Genomic DNA, 19,001 nt, shown 5'->3' on the forward strand with positions numbered 1-19,001 from the left:
AGTAGTCGGTTCTGGCTGCCAATGTTTCCCACCGTTGGCTGGGGGTTTGCATACTCGCTTTGTGAAGCTTCCTGGTGCCCTCTCTGGCGGTTCATCCAGGAAACTTCAAAAAGCGCCCTGAGACAGGGCGAACATCAGGCATGGAACAAACTTTCCTAAATCACCGCTTGGTGATGGTTAAAAATTCCTCGAAGTGTGCGAGCTTCTCCTGCAGGGCGGCGTTCTGAGCTCTAAGAGTTTCGTTTTCGGCTTCTACTTCGGTTCGGAGGCGGACCAGTCCGTAACCTCGGTGCATGGCGAGCCATCTAAGTGGGATCTCATTCCCGACTATATCCATGAACTCGCAGAGTAGGTTTTGGGGGAAGTGAGCTTGACCACTTTTAATCCTTGTCCATTGTGCTGCGGCAATTTTCAGTTCCAGGTGAATCTGCTTTTCCTGAAGCCCGCTTGCAGTGATCGCCAAAACCAGTGCAGACTGCATATCTGGCAGGCGGTCAATAACATCATCTCCCACGGCCTCTATGATTTGAGGGCGTACGACTAGGGGTAATCTTCCTTGTTCGGCAACTGCAGTCATCTCAATTGACTCCTATTGACTGTTGAAAAAGAGATATAAAAAAAACACCCGATTAAACAGGTGGTTATTTTTATGCAGCATCACTCTCATCCAGCTCCGGAAACACAGCTTCATACTTCGATACAACGCGATCTGGAGTTACCTCCTTTGTCGCTGCTTCAAGTCGTTCTGCCAAATGCCGGGACGGATTCCGGTGATAGCCAGCTAATTGCTTTAGATAGTTCACGGATGTATCAGCCAGAGCGGCCACCTTTGCCCGTTCGATATCTGTTGCAGATGAAAACCAACTTTTCACATTCATTTAATTTTGCTCAGTGTTAGCATTTCGCTAATAAGCATAAGGCAAATTCAAATGGCCCGCAAGAAACATTATCATTTTGCTAACTCAAAACCGGGTAGGGATGAACGGACCTTGGCAACTATTCACGAAACGAGATTAAAGAATCTGCTGCACCTATATAATCTGCATGGCGGTGCTGCCGGTTTGGCCCGAAAGGCTGATGTCAGTGAGGGATATTTGAGACAGATCACGTCCGAGAAGGGTGGGAGAAATGTCGGAGGCCAGTTGGCCAGAAAAATTGAGAGCAACTTGGAGCTCCCTAAAGGCTGGATGGATTCAGGCCACGGTGATGGTGGAGCGAGCAAGGTAGAAGTAGAGGAGGTAGTGGCAGTTCCCTTCTATGACTTTAACGATGTATTAAACAGGGAAAATATAGAGCCCAGCCGGCACGAGTTCTTTTTCGCCAGCAAATTGACTGAAGGCGTGTTCGCTACTCAGTTCTTTGGTGATTCCATGTTGCCCAGGTCCGGAATGGGTATTTTCGATGGGACTATCGTATTCGTAGAACCAGCAATTGAGCCAAAACACCTCTCAATCGTTCTCGCTGTCGTGAATAACAAAGCACTGATTCGTGAATATAAACAAGATGGGGCAGACATCATTCTTGCCCCGCTGAATGATTCCTATAAGCCTGTCGAACTCGGTGATGGTGAGGTCGTTGGCGTTATAAGGCAAACAAGGGGCACCATCAAATAGGTGCCCTCATAGATTTTTGATAAACTCCTGTAATTCCTCCCTGTTAAACGTCGACTTCCCTTTCTGTTCCTGTTCCCGCAAGTATTCCAGGTCATAATCAACCCAGACTTCCTTGCCGTGTTTAATGACCGTGACCCCTTCAGCAAATGGCAATGCTATCAGGGCTCTCTTATCAGAGTTCATTCATCCACTTCCGTGCAGGTATTTATTATTTCCTTGTCTTTATCCGTTGGCGTGCATCAACTGCTGGGTTGTAGCTGGCGATTGTGAACCTAACGTTAAAGAAATTGGCAAGTGTGTTGGTGTAGCGGAAACATATCGCCCTACCATCAACATATTGCTGTAGGTATGCCCGCGAGGGCGTACATTCTTTGATAAAGGCTTGATATTCCTCTGCTGTGCATCGATCTTTGAGGTCTGATTCCTCAAACTGATCTATGACAAATTTCTTGATCTCAGCAGTCAAAGTCCTAAATGACTTCCGTTTGGTGTACTGCTCGATATAGGAATGTAGAGCTTGATCAAGTTCGGCGGTTGTCTCAAAAGACAGGAAAGATTCCTTTAGTGCTAACCCCATGTCTGCTTATCCTTGATGTATTTATTTTACGGGTGGCCACTCAAGTGGCCTAGTCCGTTTTCAGTATCTCCATAGATAAAACAAAGTCAAGCTAACGTAACATTAAATATCGTTCCGAGTTGTGGCTGTCTGCAAATCCCAATCGGCCATTCCAGTCATATCCTAGGTTGACTGTGCCAAACACTGTATCCCATAGGAATGCCACGTAGTTATACCGGTGTCGCCCGTACTCATGATGAACTAGATGCATTTCAGGGGTTTGGATGATATAGCCGATCCAACGGACACGATCCGGGGTTCGAATATTGCTGTGGTGGTAGCATTCTAAGCAGCCCTCGATGACCAAGGCCATAACTATGGTATCTATAGATGCATCCATCATCACCGCCAGACTGACAATGACAAAAGTGTTTGCAGCGTACTCTATCGGGTGCTTATAGAAGGCGACTGAGGTTTCCATGTGGGAGGGGGAGTGGTGAAAGCGGTGGATGTATTTCCAGAACCAGCGATTACTATGTTTTACCCTATGTACCCAGTAATTTGTGAACGAGTACACCAAGTAAAATACAATTCCATCCTGCCAATTAAACTGAACTGGGTTCAATAAATCGAGATAAAGAGTCACCCATAAGTTTGCCCAAACCAATGCAAAGGTGTTTACCAACATCCAAATTTTTGCATAACCATCAGCTCTATCAATCTTTCTTATCCCCTTAATTCTCTCCAAAACCACAAAAAACACAAAAAAAGCCACTTGAAAAATGCACAGATATCCAAGCATTTGAGTCTCCATTTTATTGATATTAGCAAAATGCTATTGACGAAGTGTTATCATAACGCTAACGTATGTTTATCATATTGCTAACGGTTACGAATTGTTAGCGACATGAATAACTAAAGGTAAGTGATAGTTCGTCGTGTGGCACCCACCGATGCCCGGAAAAGGAGATGGACCGTGATTCCCAAGATGAGCGCCCAAGACTACGCAAGAAAAAAACGGGACAAACTGATCGCCCAGATCGAGAAAACAAAAAATACAAGTGGACTGGCTCAGCAGTATTACCAAGCCGAACTAGACACCCTCCAGCGCTATTTGAAGAGGTTTTCATGAGCACCAGCACCATGGAATACCAGCAAGACCGAGCAAATCAGGCATATGTAGACCAAGTGGTCTGGGGGCATTACCTGGAGATGTTCGAAACCGGGAGAACAGTGGTTAACGACACCGTTATTACCCGGTCGCTGATATACCAAAACAACGAGCCCGGTTTGCATGAGTATCTGGACAACCTGCTCAAGGGGGTGATCTCTCCCACCCAGTACACCACTGGCGTTACAGAGCTCATCAAACAGGCAAGTTTCAGATTGATCAAAGAGGCCTTGGAAGCATTTCCGGCTTCGCTGGTCGAGCAAGCCTTCTAAAAGGAACTGAGTATGAATATGAGGCATTTGGCAAATGAGTTTAGAGAGCGGCACGGCATGACAGGAAAAGGTGGCGTGGTCGTTTTCTTTAACGGTACCGCTGAAGGGTGGATGAATGAACTTCGTGACCCTCATGCCTGGGTGCCAGGATGCATCGCTATCGATGAGACGGGCAATACCTGGGAATCCGTAGGCGGTAACGATTATGACGGCGCAAAAGAGTGGAGCGCCATTTCAAATAACTAGTATTTCATTGGCGGTGAATCCCCCCAGTTTGCAGTCGGGGGTCTTTTTAATACAGGAGAAGAGAATGACTACAAAGCAAATCGTTAAATGGGGAGCCACATCACTTGGGGTGATTATCGGGCTGTGTCTGTTATGGGCCACTTTCTACACAGTTGATGAAGGCCACGTAGGGATCGTTAAGCGTTTCGGCGAAGCTAAGGAGCAGGTACCACCAGGTCTGCACCTCAAAATGCCCATAGCTGATTCGGTTGAGATTATCGAGGTCCGGACACGTAAGAGCACCGAGCGCCTTCCAGCTGCTACCAGTGAGCAGATGCCGGTGGATGCTGTTGTTAGCGTGAACTGGACTGTCAATAAGGCCAGCGCCTTTGACTTGTTTGTTGACTATGGCGGGCTGGATCAGTTTGAGGACAGGATTCTGGATACCCGGATGAAGTCCGCCACTAAATCAGCCATCAGCAAATTCACTGCTGAAGAGCTGATCATTAACCGGGCAAAGGTCATCCACGATATCGCCGTCGCCCTCAATACCACGATGTCAAATTTCCCGGTAACGCTGGATTCCGTGCAAATTGACAACATAGGCCTGCCTAAAAAGTACTTGGCTTCGATTGAGACCAAGCAAACAGAAAAGAATCTGGCGGATGCAGAGAAACACAAGCTCGACCGATTCGAAACCACCGCGCAACAAACGGTAAAAACCGCAGAAGCTGAGGCGAAGGCCACCCGCGAACGGGGAGATGCTGACGCATACGCCCTGAAAGTGAAAGGTGAAGCTGAGGCCGCTGCTATCGAGGCCAAGGCTCAGGCGCTGCGTGACAACCCGTTGATAGTCCAGCTAACGCTTGCCCAGAAGTGGGACGGAGCTCAGCCCAGGATGATTACTGGAGACAGTGGTCTGATTCTTCAGATGCCCCAGCCAGAGTAAACCCCATGAAAACGGTCGGTGTAGCAATTATCTGGCTCTTGGCTTCACTGGCCGCAGGTTGGATCACTGAGCAGGACTATCAGCACAGCAAAAGCTCATGGGAGTCCTTCTGCGAGAACCAGCCAATGTCAGAGCAGTGTAAAGAGTTCGTTAAACCGGAGGGTGAATGATGCAAAAAGTATCAATGCCAGATTGGGTAACGGTATCTGATCTTGCCAAGTTCGCTAGTTCACAGAAATGTGACCTGGAATTCAAAGATGGGCATTACTGCATTGTTGAAAAAAGCAATGTTGTACGCCTGCCAGCTAGACCTCGCGTTGTGTCGCCACAGCCGAATGGAGCTGCATGATGTCTGATCCATTTCGCATTCGCGCAAGTTCCTGGGGTTCTCTCTTTGACTGTGCCCACAAATGGGAGGGAGAGCACCTATTAGGCATGTGGAAGCCGTACAGCCCTCGGGCGTTGCTTGGTACAGCGATTCACGCCAGTACAGCCGCATTCGATGACGCCAGGGTGAACCACTTCGACCTAACACCAGATGACACTGCTGGGATTTTCGTTGAAACGCTGCGTGATCCAGGAAAGGACGTCGACTGGTCCACCTCTGATATCCGGATCCGGGATGCTGAGCGCATCGGGCTGACTCTCCACACAAGGTATTGCCTGGAAGTATCGCCGAATTACCAGTTTGAAGCGGTCGAGATGGAGACCGTTCCACTTGTGATCGATTGCGGCCACGGTATCCAGATTCAGTTAACGGGCACTCTGGACAGGTCACGGATCAGGAAGACAACCAACGGTATCGGTATCAGTGACCTGAAAACTGGTAAGGCCTCGGTCCAGCAGGGCAAGGCAAAGACCAAGGGTTTCAAGGCTCAGTTAGGCACCTATGAGCTGTTGTATGAACACACATCCGGCAAGCAGGTAACTGAACCCGGGGAGATTATCGGATTGAAGACATCTGGTTCTCCCGATATCGGTACCGGCGAGATTCATGGCGCCAAAGAAACCCTGATAGGGACCGATTCATCACACGGCCTGATTGAGTACGCAAAGGAGTACTTCAGAACCGGCCTATTTCCACCTAACCCATCCAGCTATCTGTGCGATGAGAAGTACTGCGCCAGATGGTCAACCTGCAAGTTTAAAGATCAGTAGCACTGGAGCGTTAAATGGCAACTCAACTTTCCGAATTAAAGCAGCCAGGGGGCAACAATCCACTGGCTACTCTGAACCACTACTTTACGGCACATAAAGGCCAACTTGCTGCTGCACTACCAAAACATCTGAATCCTGATCGCATGGCAAGACTGGCAATGACTTGTTTCAGCCAGAGCAAAGATCTCGCGCTGTGTAATCCCAAATCCATATTTTCCTCCATTGTTGTCGCCTCCCAGCTGGGGCTTGAACCAGGTGTAGACGGGCAAGCCTATCTGGTGCCATACAAAGGCACATGTACCTTGGTCCCTGGCTGGAAAGGCTATGTGGATCTGGTGAGCCGATCTGGCAGGGGGACGGTCTGGACGGGTGCGGTATTCCAAGGCGATCAGTTCGATTACCAGCTTGGTGACTCCCCGTATGTGCGCCACAAGCCAGGCGATGAGAACGACGAAAGCATGCTTACCCATGTATATGCCATCGGGCGCGTAAAGGGGGCAGAGTGGCCGATCATAGAAGTCTGGTCAGTGAATAAAGTCGTTAAGCATCGCGACAAACACAACAAAGTCGGCGGTAAACACTACAGCTATAAAAATTTCGAGATGTATGCCCGGAAAGTGCCACTCATGCAGGTTCTGAAGTACATGCCGAAATCTGTCGAACTCACCGCTGCCATGGAGATAGATACCGCAGCCACTGAGGGCAGAGGATCTGAGTATATCAATGGCGAATTCGTAATCCTAGACAACGAGCCACCAGAGGCTGAGCCAGCAGAAAGCGCCCCTTCACCAAATAACCCCAGCCCCAGCGATAGAAAGGATTCGAGCGGAGCTGCCCCAGAACAGGCTGAGCGGGATGCCCAGCCGGCAGCTACCGAGACCGTCGCTAAACCCGGAAAAATGACCACCAAGCATCTGATGGGGGATATCGAATGATCATCATGATTCTGGCCGTTCTGCTCGGGCTGGAATTTCCAATAGTCCACATCTTGTCACGCTCGGAGTACCAGGGGCAGTGGACAAGCAGAAGCAGTGCTGCACCTGCAGATCGTGCAGTAACCGATAAGGCCCTGGCGCAGGAGACCGGATCCTGTTTGCTGATACACCTCAATGTTAAGTGTGATCTAAAACTCGCGGATGTGACTGATCAACAACCGTACTCAAGCATATTAAAAGGTTCTTTAAGTAAGCCAGTTGTGTTGTCCGGAGTCAGGACCGGGCAGCACAACCCTAAAACCTGGAGTTGAAGATGAGCGATACAGAAGAAACCACACAAACAGAACAGACCCAGCTCAATGCAATTGAGTGGCTTGGCCATGACCTGATGGCCATTGTTCTGGATGAAATGAAAGCCATGCCAGATGTGTGGCAAAAGCTTCCCGAATTTGAGCAAGGGGATGTGATCGACCGCGTTAGGGAGCGTGTTACAGAAGCTGCAGGTAAAGCTATCGCCCTGATCTCATCGAATGGATGCATGAAGGTGTCAGGGGTGCTGGAGAGCGTTCAGATCAAAGACAAAATCAAAGCGGTTTTGATCGTCGATAGGACAAATCAGTCAGACGCCCTTCAGGAATTATACGAATCAGCCGCTCAGCCTTGCCTGATAGTGATGGCAACCCCTGATGCAGTACTTGGGGGGATGGATCAGATTCAAGCAGATCCAGATCAGCATGATCTCGAACTGGATGACGAAGCAGCGTAAGCCACGATTCCCCCTTTGATTGTGTGGAGGGGGCTTTTTCTACAGGAGAAATAAATGATCACTACGGATTTTTATTTGAAGCTGATTGACCCGACCGGGCGTCATAGTCCAGTTATCACCCATCACCGTGTCTGGAATCGAGATCGCTTTATAGCAGCCCAGAAGCGTTACCACGAGGACAAAAAGCGTGGTGATGAAATTCGAGTGGTTTCTGAGGTTAGCGAAACCGAATACCTGGCACTGAAGCGTGGGAAGGCTGCTTGATATGAAGAAGCTAACCGCAGATGAGTTCAACGAGAAGTTCCACGAGGGACAGCCTGTCTATTTCGATAACGATTTCGGGCAAGCCGAAGAGTGCTACCTCAGATCTGAAGCCTGGGAACTGGGACATGGTGAACCGGTAGTAAAGGTCACCGGTCGGACTGGGGGAGTGTTGTGCGAACGGATCAGACCAAGGGTGGAAGGATGAAAATATCTCACATCAAAGTCGAGAATTTCCTGGGCATCCAGCGCGTAGATGTAGAGTTGGTATCGCCTATCACTGTGTTTGCCGGTCCCAACGGTGCCGGTAAGTCATGTTTTCAGAACGCCATCCGGAGCGCGCTCACTGGCTTCATGCCTCGCATCGATAAAAAGAAAGAGGCTAAGCAACTGGTGAAGGATGGGGCCAAAAAGGGATCTGCAGAGGTCACTATCAATGGTGAGAAAAGCACTATTGAAGTGCCATCACTAAAAGGTGTTCACGGTTCTGTATTCGATAACCCGGCCATCAGTTACGTTATCAATCCCGCCAGTTTTGCTGGTGCCAGTGCAGATGAGCGGCGGACATCTCTATTTGAGATAACCGGTGTGAATCCAGACACCAACAACATCAAAGAGCGCATGGAGCAGCGTGGTTGTGACATGAAACTGGCAGCCTACGTAATCCCCTTGTTGAGATCTGGCTTCCCTGAAGCCCACAAAGAAGCCAAGGATAAAGCCAGCGAAGCTCGGGGGGCGTGGAAATCTGTCACCGGTGAGACATACGGGAGCCAGAAGGCTGAGGGGTGGGAGCGTGAGTGTCCCGCTGCGGTCGATGAAGACCGCCTGGAACAGATGGAGAACCGAATGGCCGTAGTTCTCCATGAGGTGGGGGAGAAGGGTAGAAAGATTGGCGGATTGCAGGGCTTGAAACTCCAGGCACAGGATGAGCAGGCCATAGTGAGCAAGCTCCAAGAAATTGCCGATCAGTATGAGACCATTCATACCCAATATCTTGCAGCGCACAAAAGGAGCTCAAAGTGTGCGTCTGACCTGAACACCCTGAAAAGAAAGGTCATGACCGGGGATGATCTAACCATCCTTGAATGCCCTCACTGCCAAGGCAAGGTCGCCCATGTATCAGATAGCTTGGTTGCTTACCAGGATCCTGCAGATGTAGATCCAGCCGTACTGGCTGAATACGAGGAACTGAAACAGGAAGCTGAAAGAGCATACGAACTGGCAAATGAGCTATCCCTGGAATTGGACCGATCAAAGCGCGCCCAGGATGAGCTGAGTAATCGACCCAGAATAGAAGTAGTGACGGACGAACAGATCGCAGCCTTGGATGCTGAGGCTTCTGCTCTGATGGAGGAACATGATCTGCTTCACGAGGATCTGAAAGCTGCAAGGGCAGAAAAGCTGGAGTATGAACTGGCGGTCAATGCCAACCGTCGAGCTGCTGAAAGCCACGAATTGGTGAAAGCCTGGAGTGAAATTGCTGATGCTCTGGCACCTGATGGCATCCCGAGCGAGATCCTTGGGGAGGCAATCAAGCCAATAAATGATCGTCTGAAGGTTTCAGCAGCAGGTACCGAGTGGATGACGCCACGTATTCACGCCGATATGAGCATCACCGCAGACGGCAGACTCTACCATCTGCTTTCTGAGTCCGAGCAATGGCGTGTCGATGTCCTGATCGCCGAAGCATTTAGTCATGTGAGCGGGCTCAAGTTCCTGGTGATCGACAGATTCGACGTTCTCCACCCATCACTACGCTCAAGCCTGATTAATTGGCTGGCCGACATAGCAGGATCTGGGCAGATCGACTCCGCAATTGTCCTGGGAACTCTCAAGAAACCGACCGCCACCATCGAGGGCGTTATGTCCTCTTTCTGGATTGAAGGCGGCGTCCTAACTACTCAAAAACAGGAGCAACAAGCAGCATGAGATGCATTTTTGCGTATGACACCGAAACAACTGGAATCCCAGACTGGAAATCGCCATCAGGTGCTGAGCACCAGCCCCATATTGTTCAACTGGGTGCCGTTCTGGCCGACCTGGACAGCAGGAAGATCATTAAAACCTTGGATCTGATCATCAAGCCAGATGGTTGGACCATCCCACAAGAAACTATCGACGTTCATGGGATCACAAATGAGCAGGCCATGGATGAGGGCATCCCAGAAGATGAGGCACTAAACCAGCTGCTTTCGCTCTGGGGTGGCCATCTCCGTGTGGCTCACAATCGAACGTTTGACCAGCGGATCGTCCGGATTGCCTGTAAGCGCTACAGCACGGAGGCGGTAACCGAAGCATGGGCAGACAAAGATAGCCATGAATGCTCGATGTTGATGGCCAAGCCGATCATGCAACTGACGCCAAAGAATCGCTATGGGTTCAAGCCACCAAAGCTGGAGGAAGCCTACCGGTTCTTCACCGGGAATGAACTCCAGAACGCTCACAGCGCGCTGCCGGATGCGATGGGGTGCCTTGAGGTCTATTTCGGGATTCAGGATCACCTGAAGAAAGCTGCTTAACCAGTCCCAGCAGGAACCTTCCGCACGGAAGCGGTTATTTTGAAGGCGAGGAATAACAATTGAGTACAGTAGAAATAACGCACTTCCATTTATTCTGCGGCTGTGGCGGGGGCGCGAAAGGGTTTAACCAAGCCAATCCCAGAATAACCGGACTTGAAGGTAAGTATCGTTGTCTTGGTGGTATTGATGTTAACCCGTTAGCGTTGGAAAACTTCAAGTTGCTGACCGGTGTCGCTGGCACCGTAATGGACCTCATGAACCGTGATCAATACATTGCTTTTCATGGCTCTGAACCCCCGCCAGAGTGGAGGGAGGCGACTCCAGAAGATATCCGGAAAGCGGCTGGTAATGAACGACCAAACATAGGCTTCACATCATCGCCATGTAAAGGTTTATCTGGGCTGCTGTCACAAAAGTTGAGCCTTACTCCGAAGTACCAAGCTCTCAACGAGTTAACGTTGCGTGGTACTTGGCTAATGATGGAAGCCTGGGCAGACGATCCCCCAGATATGTATCTCTTTGAGAACGTCCCCCGGATACAGAACAGAGGTCGACATCTACTCGACAAAATAAATGCCATCCTAAAGCATTTTGGTTATGCCGTATCCGAGACTGTTCATGACTGTGGGGAGCTTGGAGGTCTCGCGGAGAGTCGCAGGCGCTTCTTGTTAGTTGGTCGCCACACCGAAAAAGTACCGCCATTCCTGTATGAGCCGCCAAAACGCTCACTTAAACCGGTTAGCTCTGTACTGGAAAAAATGCCAATGCCAGGCGATGAAACAGCCGGTCCAATGCATAGAATCCCGAATCTACAGTGGAAAACATGGGTACGATTGGCCTTTGTCGAGGCCGGAAAAGATTGGAGAAGTCTCAATCGACTTAACGTTGAAAACGGTAATCTAAAAGATTACCTGATCGTGCCGGAATACAGAGCTGGGTATTGCGGCGTGAACAAATGGGAGGAGACTGTGGGCACAATCGCTGGCAGATCAAACCCAACAAATGGAGCTTTCTCAGTAGCTGATCCTCGATACGCCGGCAAAGACTATGGTGCATACGGGGTGGTTGATTACGGCTCACCTACTGGCACGATCACCGGCCAACGATCACCCGGGCAAGGTCGATTTGCAGTTGCGGATCCGCGCCCCACCAACCCATTCAGGGGCGGAAAATATCGTATCACCCGATTTGATGAGGCTGCCGGGACGATCATTGCAGGCAGCACTACCGGCCAGGGTGCATTCGCTGTCGCTGATCCCCGACCAAATCTACACCGCAGTAAAGGTGATAATTACCTAACAGCCGGTCACTACGGCGTAATACCTTGGGACGCATCCACAGGCGCTGTATCAGCTGCCGCTGGACACGATAACGGGCGCTGGTCTGTGGCTGATCCAAGACTGCCAGAACCCAACGACAAGCTAATAGCCATGATCATCAGCATGGACAACACCTGGCATAGACCATTCACCACGCTTGAGCTGGCTTGTATCCAATCCCTGATCGATCCAGAGGAAGACATCATCCAGTTTGCAGGCAAGAGCGACAGCGCCCACAGGGAACAGATCGGCAATGCGGTCCCCAGTGCAGCCGCCAAGGCCATTGCAGAAACCATGGGGGAAACCCTTCTGTTGGCCTGGACAGGGGAAACGTTTGTGCTGTCAGCCAATTCAGTATGGGTCAAGCAAATCAAGGCGGGGCTTTCTCTGCCGCAGGAGGTGACTGCATGAGACTCTCCAGAGACCAGATAGAAGCCAACCTCAAGCAGGAAACCAACAGAATCCAGGCTGAAGGCATGGATGCAACGATTCAACGGCTTGTAAATGAAGGCGCTCTCTTTGTCTCAAACCATTCTGGTGGGAAAGATAGCCAAGTCATGCTGATCAAGCTCTTGGAGCTGGTTCCCAAACACCAGCTGATCGTTATTCATGCGTCGCTGGGGAAAATGGAATGGCCGGGAGCTTTGGAGCATGCTGAGAAGCAAGCGACCGAGGCCCAACTACCTTTCATCGTTGCCACTGCCAGCAAAACCCTGTTTGAGATGGTTGAGAGACGATATAAGGCCAGACCGGAAGTGCCCAGCTGGCCATCATCCGCAACCAGGCAATGCACCAGTGATCTGAAGCGTGGCCCCATTCAGAAAGAGGTTCGCCAATACGCTAAGCAGAACGGCTTTACAAAGATCGTCAACTGCCTTGGCTTACGCGCAAAGGAGTCAACCGGAAGGGCCAAGAAAAAGCCTTTAACCCTTAACGTTAAGGCCAGCACTAACGTTGCAACCTGGTATGAATGGCTACCAGTACATGAGCTAACGAAGTATGAGGTATTCGCAGAGATCGCCAGATCCGGTCAAAAACCCCACTTTGCTTACACCATTGGAAATGATCGACTGAGCTGCATTTTCTGTCTATTTGGCAGTGAGAATGACATCAAAAACGGGGCAAGGCATCACCCCAAGCTGCTGAGTGAGTACGACTCCCTGGAAAAGAAAACCGGCTACACCATGCACATGAGCCGGATCCCACTCGTTGAAATTGCATCTTGAGGTGAAACCATGATCGATTCTAAACAACCAGAGTTCACTGAAATCCAAGTCGATATTGCTATACGTTGCGGCATCCCTCAGAAAGCACCAGGAATAACCCACAAGAATAGTCCCGGGCTGGCAGTTGTAATGGTGAATTTCGGCCTTTTTAACGTTACCCACATTCCCACCGGGATGTCTCTTTCAACCCCGTATGAAAGGCACAGTAGTGCATTGCTGATAATGAGCGAGTTCGCACTTATAGCCCATGCCAATGGCTTTAAGTGGGATGAGCTTAATACTTTAGAAGAAGCTCGGGAGCGAATATCTCAACTTCGTGATGAGCCTGTTCCATTCCCGAACGCAACCAGTACATCCCAAGGAGTAACCAGGCCGCAAACAATCAGTGAATGGGTGAATCTATCTCGCAGCTTTTTTGATGAGTTTCCGTGGGAAGAAATAGATCCATACCAGCTGGCACGCGAGAACCTTTCTAAGTGTGGAGAGCAAATACCGAATGATTGCTGCTGCGGGGAGTGTGACGAAGCTTATCGTTTGTGCCCCGTACACAAAACAGATCCAGATGACCTGAAAGTGGGAGGGACTGAGTGATGGCCAAGTACACTCAAGGCATCTGTGCCGATGGCGCCGCAATAGTGAAAGACGGGAAGAGGATGACTATTGAGGAAATACTGGGAGAGCTCAACAGTCAGGCATCAACAACGATAGCTGGCTCCATGTCCGAAGAAACATACTTTCAGGTAGGGGTGCATCTCGTTGAGAGCGGAGAAGGATATTACAACATGAACCCTGCAGACATGAAGCAAGAGGTTGACCAGATACTAAATATCATAGCGGAGTCCGGGAAACCATCGAGCGCCGCAGCCGTACCCTTAGCTAGTAAGCACACTGGGATGAGAGTCAGCGCCCCCGGCATCCTTAATCGCGTTGGCGGGAGGCTCAAGCCTGGAGCTCAAGAAATGCTGCGGCATCTGCAGGAGGTATCAGAACGGTACTACTCCGGAGATCTGAAGGCTGTTGATGAGTTTTTCCAGTTGTATTGCCTGGATGACACAAGGCCTGAAACAACGGAGGGCGTGTGATGACCGATATTTTTGAAACTCTCGGTAAAAGAGATGAGCGCCCTATGAATGGTGGCTGGGCCCCCGGTTATTACACGAACAAATGCTCAACTTGTGGTTCTGAATTCATCGGCGATAAAAGAGCGATCACATGCGCTGACTGTGCCTACGCCAAAGAGCGACCAATCCTATTCAACGGCGAAATGGTCAGAGCAATTCTGGATGGCCGGAAAATTCAAACACGAAGAATCATGAAGGTACAGCCACCATGTGCCAGTTATCAAATGTTGAGAATTGTTGACAGCACTGGTCCAAGAAGTGAGCGAGGAAAACTTCACTGGGCGCAATTGAATGAAAACAAAACTCAAGTTATTGATTCAGATCACAGGCTGTTTACGTGCCCTTTTGGTGAGATTGGCGACAGGCTTTGGGTGAGGGAGACTTGGGCAACTGTGAATACAGAAAGCGGTCCAGCTCTGGCCTACAGAGCCGACAGCGATGTAATACCGTGGCGTGAGTTTTGTGACACCACTTGTGATGATGGTTCAATGGATTACGAGAAGTACCCTGGTGATTATTGCATGTGGTGGTCTGACTTGTTTGATGGTGCAGATGGCCATAAATGGAAGCCCTCAATCCACATGCCAAGATGGGCCAGCCGTATCACCCTCGAAATTACTGATATTCGGGTGGAGCGTTTGCTGGACATTACGGAAAGAAACGCCAGGTTAGAGGGGCCTAAACCTCACCATCTTTCTAATGAATGGGGTGGCGTCGAACCTCACCCGGACTCCACCAAAAAATCACCACATTGGAGATGGTTTGCAAGCGCTATCAATGCCTTTTTGAGTCTGTGGGAATCTATTTATGGAACAGGAAGCTTGAATGCAAATCCCTGGGTCTGGGTGATTGAGTTCAAGAGGGTGGGGATATGAAGATTACCAAACCGAAGATCAAAGAAAAGTGCCCCCACTGTGGGGCAAAGTGGAAGGGGGATGGCTGGACTCTCATTTGTCCGGCCTGCGGTAAAGTAGTACTGAGAGGGAATCTGTGAAAATGAAGAGATCAGCTGGGCTTTCTGCATGTCGAAACCACCGTTACACACTTTCCAGGACCTGGAGTGATACGGGGCCGTTGTTCGGTTACTTCGGTATAAACCCATCGACTGCAGATGCCAATATTGATGACCCTACCGTTCGCAAATGGATTGGCTTTACTCAGCACTTTGGAGGTCGGGGCTTCATTGTAGGAAACGTATTTTCCTACAGAACGCCAAATGTGAGAGATCTGATCCCATTTGCAAACCATGAGAACCTCACAAACGACAGGCATATCGAGCAGATTATCGAAAAGGTGGATGTATTGGTCCCTTGCTGGGGGAACCAGACAAAAGTCCCAATCGATATCCGTCACCACTTCGATCTGCTGTTGGATAAACTCTTTGATTCCGGCAAACCAGTTAAAACCTTTGGGCTCACGAAATCAGGAGATCCGAAGCATCCTGCCAGACTGGGTTATGACACAACTTTGATCGATATGCCGAGGGCGAAATGAGTGAAGCATACGACCTGCAGCCGCGATTTGTCAGGGCTTCTGCTGCCCCCAGGTATTGCGGCATGTGTGAACGAATATTCAATGCTGAGATCCGTCCTTATCTGACTGAGATCTCAATAGGAGTGAAGGGCGTGGCTTTTGATCGCCTTGATTTGGACGCGGCCCTGGATGATTATAAAGAGCGGTACGGTCGCGCTCCTAAAAGAAGTACTAAGGAGCATGGCACATGCAGAAGAAAAGAAAAGCTACACGCGGTCTCCAGTTCAGGAACGGCGTCTGGATCATCGACAAACAGGTCAACGGTCGCAGACTTACGGGAAGCACTGGGACAGCCGACAGGCAGGAAGCGGAAAGGTACTTAGCCAGGCGAATGGAGGAAATCAGGCAGGCCTCAGTTTATGGGGTACGGCCTGAAAGATCCTTCAGAGATGCTGCCATTGAATATGCACAGCGATACAAGGGAGTTAAAAAAAGCTTTGACAGGGACGCACAGGATATAAGTGCTGTCGATCCCTATATCGGGGATATGCCGTTGAGAATGATTCATAACGGCACTTTACAGCGCTTCATTCTGGCCCGAAAAAAGGAGGGGGTGAAGTCGGGAACTGTTAACAGGACGTTGGCAGTAGTGCGGCAGATTCTGAACCTGTGTGCAAGGGAATGGCGAGATGAATATGGGTTGACCTGGCTGGAAACGGCACCGGCGATATCTGGGGTTGATTGGCAAGATAAGCGTAAGCCTTACCCGATCACCTGGAAAGAGCAGGACCGGCTATTCTCAGCATTGGCTGACCATCTCAGGGAGGCGGCATTGTTTGCTGTTAACACAGGATGCAGGGAGCAGGAGATCTGTCAGTTGCGTTGGGAATGGGAAGTGCCGATAGCAGAACTGAAAACATCCGTGTTTGTTCTGCCGGATTGGGCAACGAAAGGTGGAAAAGAAAGAGTGGTTGCTCTGAACTCGGTGGCGATGGCAGTCGTCAACCGGCAGAGGGGGAAGCACAGTGAGTTTGTCTTTACCTACAAAACAAGCCCCGTGCAGTCGTTAAATAATAACGGATGGCAGCGGGCAAGGGAATCAGCTGGGTTAAGGCAGGTGAGATTTCACGATCTACGTCATACCGTTGGCCGGAGGCTTCGGGCGGCAGGGATCGGAGAAGAAACCAGGGCGGATATCTTGGGACATGAGCGGGGAGGTATTACCACTCATTATTCCATTGCTGAGATCAGTGAGTTGATCGAAGCGGTAGAGAAAATCGCCTATCAGTCGTCGGACAATACGCCGAGTCTGACATTGATCCGGTTGAACAACTCACGTAAAACTCACAGTGAAGGCGAAAAAAAAGGGCTCTCAATATGACGCGGCAACGTCGAGAACCCTTTCCGTACAATGCTTTACAATGGTAGCTAGGGGCGGATTCGAACCGCCGACCCCAGCATTATGAGTGCTGTGCTCTAACCAACTGAGCTACCTAGCCACTGCAAATTGAGGCGCGTATTCTCAGGTTTTTTCTGACGGATGTCAACCCTGAAAATTCCCTTTTCTCAGTTAAAAAGATTAGGGGTTACACATTGAAGCGGAAATGGATCACATCGCCATCCTGAACGATGTATTCCTTGCCCTCAAGTCGCCATTTACCGGCTTCTTTGGCGCCCTGCTCGCCATTGTACTGGACGAAATCCTCGTAACTCACAACCTCTGCACGAATGAAGCCGCGTTCGAAATCCGTGTGGATGACGCCCGCTGACTGAGGAGCGGTTGCTCCAACTTTGGTGGTCCAGGCACGAACCTCTTTTACTCCTGCGGTAAAGTAGGTCTGCAGACCAAGCAGGCTGTAACCAGCGCGGATAACTCGATCCAAGCCTGGTTCTTCCATGCCGAGATCTGCCAGGAATTCAGCTTTTTCTTCATCTTCCAGTTCGGCAATTTCAGATTCCAGTTTATTGCAGATAGGAACAACAGCAGCCCCCTCTGACTCTGCGATTTTTTTCACTACATCCAGATAGGGATTGTCCTCAAAGCCCTCTTCGGAAACGTTCGCGATATACATCGTGGGCTTGAGGGTCAGCAGGCACAGCTCGCGCAAAGCCAGTAGCTCTTCCTTGGGCAGGTTCAGTGATCTAACTGGTTTTGCTTCATTAAGGTGAGGGAGGATTTTCTCCATCACGGCCATTTGAAATTTAGCGTCCTTATCACCACCTTTAGCGGCTCGGCTGACACGTTTGATCGCTTTTTCCACTGTATCCAGGTCGGCTAGAGCGAGTTCGGTGTTGATCACTTCAATATCGGCAGCAGGATCGATCTGGTTGGCAACGTGGATGACATTTTCGTCCTGAAAGCAACGGACAACGTGAGCAATCGCATCTGTTTGGCGAATATTGCCGAGAAACTGGTTGCCAAGTCCTTCACCTTTGGAAGCGCCTGCTACCAGACCTGCAATATCGACAAACTCCATGGTGGTTGGAATAACTTTTTCGGGTTTAACAATGTCTGCCAACGCATTCAAGCGCGGGTCAGGCATGGGGACGACACCTGCATTCGGCTCGATGGTGCAGAAAGGAAAGTTTTCGGCATCGATACCGGCTTTGGTCAGTGCATTGAACAGGGTAGACTTTCCGACATTAGGAAGGCCGACAATGCCACAATTAAATCCCATGGTGCATCCTCAAATCTGATTCAAATAGTGTTGCGCGGAGTGCAAGGACTCCTGAAAATTGGGCGAGAATTATACGTGGTTAGTCGGTCCAGGACCATGCCTGAAAGCTTTCCTAATCAATAAGGAAGATAAAAAGTATCGTTGTCGCGATCGGGGAGGAGGAAAAGGTTACTTTTCTGAGCGATGGAGATGATTCATGGCTGTGGACCAGTCTCCTAGCATAATGTTGGTAAGATAGCCGTCCAGGTCCCGGAATGAGTCCTCCAGCAGGTTTAAATCGTCACTGCCGATCCGTCCCAGAACATAATTTACGACTTTGGCTCTGTCTCCGGGGTGTCCAATGCCAAAACGAAGACGTGGAAAGTCCCGATTGCCGCCATATACCCGGATAATATCCTTGATACCATTGTGCCCGCCGTGCCCTCCGCCCATCTTCAAGCGAAGAATGCCTGGATTCAGGTCCAGTTCGTCATAGGCAATCAGGATGTTCTCGGGGTCAATCTTGAAGAATTGGCTAAGCGCAATAACCGCCTGTCCGCTTCGATTCATGAAAGTGGAGGGGAACAGTAGGTGAAGGTCTCCCGTAGAAAAAGGGAGTTTGGTGTACCAGCCATGAAAACGCTTCTCCTGACGCAGGGGGTGGCCATGCTTTTCTGCCAGATACTGAACCCATAGGGCTCCGGCATTGTGGCGGGTCAGGGCGTAGTCGGGGCCGGGATTACCCAGCCCCACTATGGCACGAATAGGAGTCGACATGAC

General features: G+C 50.1%; 28 protein-coding genes and 1 tRNA gene. 21 read left to right on the forward strand and 8 right to left on the reverse strand.

Annotated features, from left to right (window positions below; genetic code table 11):
* Positions 1–160: 160 nt before the first annotated feature.
* Together F566_RS0120750 and F566_RS33640 are read right to left on the reverse strand one after the other, a co-directional pair.
* Positions 161–577, reverse strand: coding sequence for a hypothetical protein (locus F566_RS0120750; RefSeq protein WP_020408953.1), 417 nt, complete (start codon positions 575–577; stop codon positions 161–163).
* Between the two features lie 70 nt (positions 578–647).
* Positions 648–878, reverse strand: coding sequence for a hypothetical protein (locus F566_RS33640; RefSeq protein WP_020408954.1), 231 nt, complete (start codon positions 876–878; stop codon positions 648–650).
* A gap of 51 nt (positions 879–929) precedes the next feature.
* Between F566_RS33640 and F566_RS37390 the strand changes: the two genes are divergently transcribed.
* Positions 930–1,613, forward strand: a complete 684-nt coding sequence (locus tag F566_RS37390; RefSeq protein WP_020408955.1) for a LexA family protein — start codon at positions 930–932, stop codon at positions 1,611–1,613.
* 6 nt (positions 1,614–1,619) lie between these two features.
* Here the strand turns inward: F566_RS37390 and F566_RS36980 are convergent, their stop codons facing one another.
* From F566_RS36980 to F566_RS35705, 3 genes are all read right to left on the reverse strand, one after another.
* Complete coding sequence (locus F566_RS36980; RefSeq protein ID WP_020408956.1) at positions 1,620–1,796, reverse strand: hypothetical protein; 177 nt, start codon at positions 1,794–1,796, stop codon at positions 1,620–1,622.
* A gap of 25 nt (positions 1,797–1,821) precedes the next feature.
* The gene (locus tag F566_RS0120770) at positions 1,822–2,190 is read right to left on the reverse strand and encodes a hypothetical protein (RefSeq protein ID WP_020408957.1); all 369 of its coding nucleotides are present in this window, start codon (positions 2,188–2,190) and stop codon (positions 1,822–1,824) included.
* Between the two features lie 91 nt (positions 2,191–2,281).
* The gene (locus F566_RS35705) at positions 2,282–2,971 is read right to left on the reverse strand and encodes a sterol desaturase family protein (protein WP_020408958.1); all 690 of its coding nucleotides are present in this window, start codon (positions 2,969–2,971) and stop codon (positions 2,282–2,284) included.
* A gap of 174 nt (positions 2,972–3,145) precedes the next feature.
* On the opposite strand from F566_RS35705, the gene F566_RS36985 reads away from it, so the two are divergent.
* The 20 genes from F566_RS36985 to F566_RS0120885 all read left to right on the forward strand — a co-directional run bounded on the left by F566_RS36985 (position 3,146) and on the right by F566_RS0120885 (position 16,945).
* Positions 3,146–3,301 carry a hypothetical protein gene (locus F566_RS36985; protein ID WP_020408959.1) on the forward strand — a complete coding sequence of 52 codons (156 nt, stop codon included), beginning with the start codon at positions 3,146–3,148 and terminating at the stop codon, positions 3,299–3,301.
* A complete protein-coding gene (locus F566_RS0120785) occupies positions 3,298–3,612 on the forward strand; it encodes a hypothetical protein (RefSeq protein WP_020408960.1) in 315 nt (104 codons plus the stop codon). Before F566_RS36985 ends, F566_RS0120785 begins: the two co-directional genes overlap by 4 nt.
* A gap of 12 nt (positions 3,613–3,624) precedes the next feature.
* Positions 3,625–3,858 carry a hypothetical protein gene (locus F566_RS0120790; protein ID WP_020408961.1) on the forward strand — a complete coding sequence of 78 codons (234 nt, stop codon included), beginning with the start codon at positions 3,625–3,627 and terminating at the stop codon, positions 3,856–3,858.
* Positions 3,859–3,922: 64 nt separating this feature from the next.
* On the forward strand, positions 3,923–4,786 hold the full coding sequence (locus tag F566_RS0120795; RefSeq protein WP_020408962.1) for a prohibitin family protein: 864 nt from the start codon (positions 3,923–3,925) through the stop codon (positions 4,784–4,786).
* A 5-nt stretch (positions 4,787–4,791) separates the two neighbouring features.
* On the forward strand, positions 4,792–4,956 hold the full coding sequence (locus F566_RS36990; protein WP_020408963.1) for a hypothetical protein: 165 nt from the start codon (positions 4,792–4,794) through the stop codon (positions 4,954–4,956).
* A 175-nt stretch (positions 4,957–5,131) separates the two neighbouring features.
* The gene (locus F566_RS0120810; protein ID WP_026180178.1) at positions 5,132–5,944 is read left to right on the forward strand and encodes a RecB family exonuclease; all 813 of its coding nucleotides are present in this window, start codon (positions 5,132–5,134) and stop codon (positions 5,942–5,944) included.
* Positions 5,945–5,958: 14 nt separating this feature from the next.
* The gene (locus tag F566_RS0120815; RefSeq protein ID WP_020408966.1) at positions 5,959–6,879 is read left to right on the forward strand and encodes a recombinase RecT; all 921 of its coding nucleotides are present in this window, start codon (positions 5,959–5,961) and stop codon (positions 6,877–6,879) included.
* The gene (locus tag F566_RS0120820) at positions 6,876–7,190 is read left to right on the forward strand and encodes a hypothetical protein (protein ID WP_020408967.1); all 315 of its coding nucleotides are present in this window, start codon (positions 6,876–6,878) and stop codon (positions 7,188–7,190) included. The genes F566_RS0120815 and F566_RS0120820 overlap by 4 nt, the downstream gene beginning before the upstream one ends.
* Before the next feature lie 2 nt (positions 7,191–7,192).
* On the forward strand, positions 7,193–7,645 hold the full coding sequence (locus F566_RS33655) for a hypothetical protein (protein ID WP_020408968.1): 453 nt from the start codon (positions 7,193–7,195) through the stop codon (positions 7,643–7,645).
* A gap of 54 nt (positions 7,646–7,699) precedes the next feature.
* Positions 7,700–7,909, forward strand: a complete 210-nt coding sequence (locus tag F566_RS0120830; protein WP_020408969.1) for a hypothetical protein — start codon at positions 7,700–7,702, stop codon at positions 7,907–7,909.
* 1 nt (position 7,910) lies between these two features.
* The gene (locus tag F566_RS0120835; RefSeq protein WP_020408970.1) at positions 7,911–8,114 is read left to right on the forward strand and encodes a hypothetical protein; all 204 of its coding nucleotides are present in this window, start codon (positions 7,911–7,913) and stop codon (positions 8,112–8,114) included.
* Complete coding sequence (locus F566_RS0120840) at positions 8,111–9,835, forward strand: ATP-binding protein (protein WP_020408971.1); 1,725 nt, start codon at positions 8,111–8,113, stop codon at positions 9,833–9,835. The genes F566_RS0120835 and F566_RS0120840 overlap by 4 nt, the downstream gene beginning before the upstream one ends.
* Positions 9,832–10,425 (forward strand): 3'-5' exonuclease, encoded by a 594-nt coding sequence (locus tag F566_RS0120845; protein ID WP_020408972.1) that lies wholly within the window; start codon positions 9,832–9,834, stop codon positions 10,423–10,425. The genes F566_RS0120840 and F566_RS0120845 overlap by 4 nt, the downstream gene beginning before the upstream one ends.
* Positions 10,426–10,484: 59 nt before the next feature.
* Positions 10,485–12,155 carry a DNA cytosine methyltransferase gene (locus F566_RS0120850; RefSeq protein ID WP_020408973.1) on the forward strand — a complete coding sequence of 557 codons (1,671 nt, stop codon included), beginning with the start codon at positions 10,485–10,487 and terminating at the stop codon, positions 12,153–12,155.
* Positions 12,152–12,970: a phosphoadenosine phosphosulfate reductase domain-containing protein gene (locus tag F566_RS0120855; RefSeq protein WP_020408974.1), complete on the forward strand. Its 819-nt coding sequence runs from the start codon at positions 12,152–12,154 to the stop codon at positions 12,968–12,970. The genes F566_RS0120850 and F566_RS0120855 overlap by 4 nt, the downstream gene beginning before the upstream one ends.
* A 9-nt stretch (positions 12,971–12,979) precedes the next feature.
* On the forward strand, positions 12,980–13,561 hold the full coding sequence (locus F566_RS0120860) for a hypothetical protein (RefSeq protein ID WP_020408975.1): 582 nt from the start codon (positions 12,980–12,982) through the stop codon (positions 13,559–13,561).
* Complete coding sequence (locus F566_RS0120865) at positions 13,561–14,052, forward strand: hypothetical protein (protein ID WP_020408976.1); 492 nt, start codon at positions 13,561–13,563, stop codon at positions 14,050–14,052. Before F566_RS0120860 ends, F566_RS0120865 begins: the two co-directional genes overlap by 1 nt.
* The gene (locus F566_RS0120870) at positions 14,052–14,966 is read left to right on the forward strand and encodes a hypothetical protein (protein WP_020408977.1); all 915 of its coding nucleotides are present in this window, start codon (positions 14,052–14,054) and stop codon (positions 14,964–14,966) included. Before F566_RS0120865 ends, F566_RS0120870 begins: the two co-directional genes overlap by 1 nt.
* A gap of 121 nt (positions 14,967–15,087) precedes the next feature.
* Positions 15,088–15,585: a DUF1643 domain-containing protein gene (locus F566_RS0120880; protein WP_026180181.1), complete on the forward strand. Its 498-nt coding sequence runs from the start codon at positions 15,088–15,090 to the stop codon at positions 15,583–15,585.
* 226 nt (positions 15,586–15,811) lie between these two features.
* Positions 15,812–16,945 (forward strand): tyrosine-type recombinase/integrase, encoded by a 1,134-nt coding sequence (locus F566_RS0120885; protein ID WP_020408979.1) that lies wholly within the window; start codon positions 15,812–15,814, stop codon positions 16,943–16,945.
* A gap of 41 nt (positions 16,946–16,986) precedes the next feature.
* Here F566_RS0120885 and F566_RS0120890 read toward each other — a convergent pair.
* The 3 genes from F566_RS0120890 to pth all read right to left on the reverse strand — a co-directional run bounded on the left by F566_RS0120890 (position 16,987) and on the right by pth (position 18,998).
* Positions 16,987–17,063, reverse strand: a tRNA-Met gene (locus F566_RS0120890).
* Positions 17,064–17,150: 87 nt separating this feature from the next.
* Positions 17,151–18,242 (reverse strand): redox-regulated ATPase YchF, encoded by a 1,092-nt coding sequence (gene ychF / locus F566_RS0120895; RefSeq protein WP_020408980.1) that lies wholly within the window; start codon positions 18,240–18,242, stop codon positions 17,151–17,153.
* A gap of 168 nt (positions 18,243–18,410) precedes the next feature.
* Complete coding sequence (gene pth / locus F566_RS0120900) at positions 18,411–18,998, reverse strand: aminoacyl-tRNA hydrolase (RefSeq protein WP_020408981.1); 588 nt, start codon at positions 18,996–18,998, stop codon at positions 18,411–18,413.
* Positions 18,999–19,001: the final 3 nt, after the last annotated feature.

This window comes from Hahella ganghwensis DSM 17046 (genome assembly GCF_000376785.1).
Classification (GTDB): Bacteria; Pseudomonadota; Gammaproteobacteria; order Pseudomonadales; family Oleiphilaceae; genus Hahella; species Hahella ganghwensis.

What these genes read in the sequence shown, in the direction of transcription:
- F566_RS0120750 (WP_020408953.1), bottom strand. Translation starts at nt 577, where the DNA reads ATGACTGCAGTTGCCGAACAAGGAAGATTACCCCTAGTCGTACGCCCT.
- F566_RS33640 (WP_020408954.1), bottom strand. Translation starts at nt 878, where the DNA reads ATGAATGTGAAAAGTTGGTTTTCATCTGCAACAGATATCGAACGGGCA.
- F566_RS37390 (WP_020408955.1), top strand. Translation starts at nt 930, where the DNA reads ATGGCCCGCAAGAAACATTATCATTTTGCTAACTCAAAACCGGGTAGG.
- F566_RS36980 (WP_020408956.1), bottom strand. Translation starts at nt 1,796, where the DNA reads ATGAACTCTGATAAGAGAGCCCTGATAGCATTGCCATTTGCTGAAGGG.
- F566_RS0120770 (WP_020408957.1), bottom strand. Translation starts at nt 2,190, where the DNA reads ATGGGGTTAGCACTAAAGGAATCTTTCCTGTCTTTTGAGACAACCGCC.
- F566_RS35705 (WP_020408958.1), bottom strand. Translation starts at nt 2,971, where the DNA reads ATGCTTGGATATCTGTGCATTTTTCAAGTGGCTTTTTTTGTGTTTTTT.
- F566_RS0120785 (WP_020408960.1), top strand. Translation starts at nt 3,298, where the DNA reads ATGAGCACCAGCACCATGGAATACCAGCAAGACCGAGCAAATCAGGCA.
- F566_RS0120790 (WP_020408961.1), top strand. Translation starts at nt 3,625, where the DNA reads ATGAATATGAGGCATTTGGCAAATGAGTTTAGAGAGCGGCACGGCATG.
- F566_RS0120795 (WP_020408962.1), top strand. Translation starts at nt 3,923, where the DNA reads ATGACTACAAAGCAAATCGTTAAATGGGGAGCCACATCACTTGGGGTG.
- F566_RS36990 (WP_020408963.1), top strand. Translation starts at nt 4,792, where the DNA reads ATGAAAACGGTCGGTGTAGCAATTATCTGGCTCTTGGCTTCACTGGCC.
- F566_RS0120810 (WP_026180178.1), top strand. Translation starts at nt 5,132, where the DNA reads ATGATGTCTGATCCATTTCGCATTCGCGCAAGTTCCTGGGGTTCTCTC.
- F566_RS0120815 (WP_020408966.1), top strand. Translation starts at nt 5,959, where the DNA reads ATGGCAACTCAACTTTCCGAATTAAAGCAGCCAGGGGGCAACAATCCA.
- F566_RS0120820 (WP_020408967.1), top strand. Translation starts at nt 6,876, where the DNA reads ATGATCATCATGATTCTGGCCGTTCTGCTCGGGCTGGAATTTCCAATA.
- F566_RS33655 (WP_020408968.1), top strand. Translation starts at nt 7,193, where the DNA reads ATGAGCGATACAGAAGAAACCACACAAACAGAACAGACCCAGCTCAAT.
- F566_RS0120830 (WP_020408969.1), top strand. Translation starts at nt 7,700, where the DNA reads ATGATCACTACGGATTTTTATTTGAAGCTGATTGACCCGACCGGGCGT.
- F566_RS0120835 (WP_020408970.1), top strand. Translation starts at nt 7,911, where the DNA reads ATGAAGAAGCTAACCGCAGATGAGTTCAACGAGAAGTTCCACGAGGGA.
- F566_RS0120840 (WP_020408971.1), top strand. Translation starts at nt 8,111, where the DNA reads ATGAAAATATCTCACATCAAAGTCGAGAATTTCCTGGGCATCCAGCGC.
- F566_RS0120845 (WP_020408972.1), top strand. Translation starts at nt 9,832, where the DNA reads ATGAGATGCATTTTTGCGTATGACACCGAAACAACTGGAATCCCAGAC.
- F566_RS0120855 (WP_020408974.1), top strand. Translation starts at nt 12,152, where the DNA reads ATGAGACTCTCCAGAGACCAGATAGAAGCCAACCTCAAGCAGGAAACC.
- F566_RS0120860 (WP_020408975.1), top strand. Translation starts at nt 12,980, where the DNA reads ATGATCGATTCTAAACAACCAGAGTTCACTGAAATCCAAGTCGATATT.
- F566_RS0120865 (WP_020408976.1), top strand. Translation starts at nt 13,561, where the DNA reads ATGGCCAAGTACACTCAAGGCATCTGTGCCGATGGCGCCGCAATAGTG.
- F566_RS0120870 (WP_020408977.1), top strand. Translation starts at nt 14,052, where the DNA reads ATGACCGATATTTTTGAAACTCTCGGTAAAAGAGATGAGCGCCCTATG.
- F566_RS0120880 (WP_026180181.1), top strand. Translation starts at nt 15,088, where the DNA reads ATGAAGAGATCAGCTGGGCTTTCTGCATGTCGAAACCACCGTTACACA.
- F566_RS0120885 (WP_020408979.1), top strand. Translation starts at nt 15,812, where the DNA reads ATGCAGAAGAAAAGAAAAGCTACACGCGGTCTCCAGTTCAGGAACGGC.
- ychF (WP_020408980.1), bottom strand. Translation starts at nt 18,242, where the DNA reads ATGGGATTTAATTGTGGCATTGTCGGCCTTCCTAATGTCGGAAAGTCT.
- pth (WP_020408981.1), bottom strand. Translation starts at nt 18,998, where the DNA reads ATGTCGACTCCTATTCGTGCCATAGTGGGGCTGGGTAATCCCGGCCCC.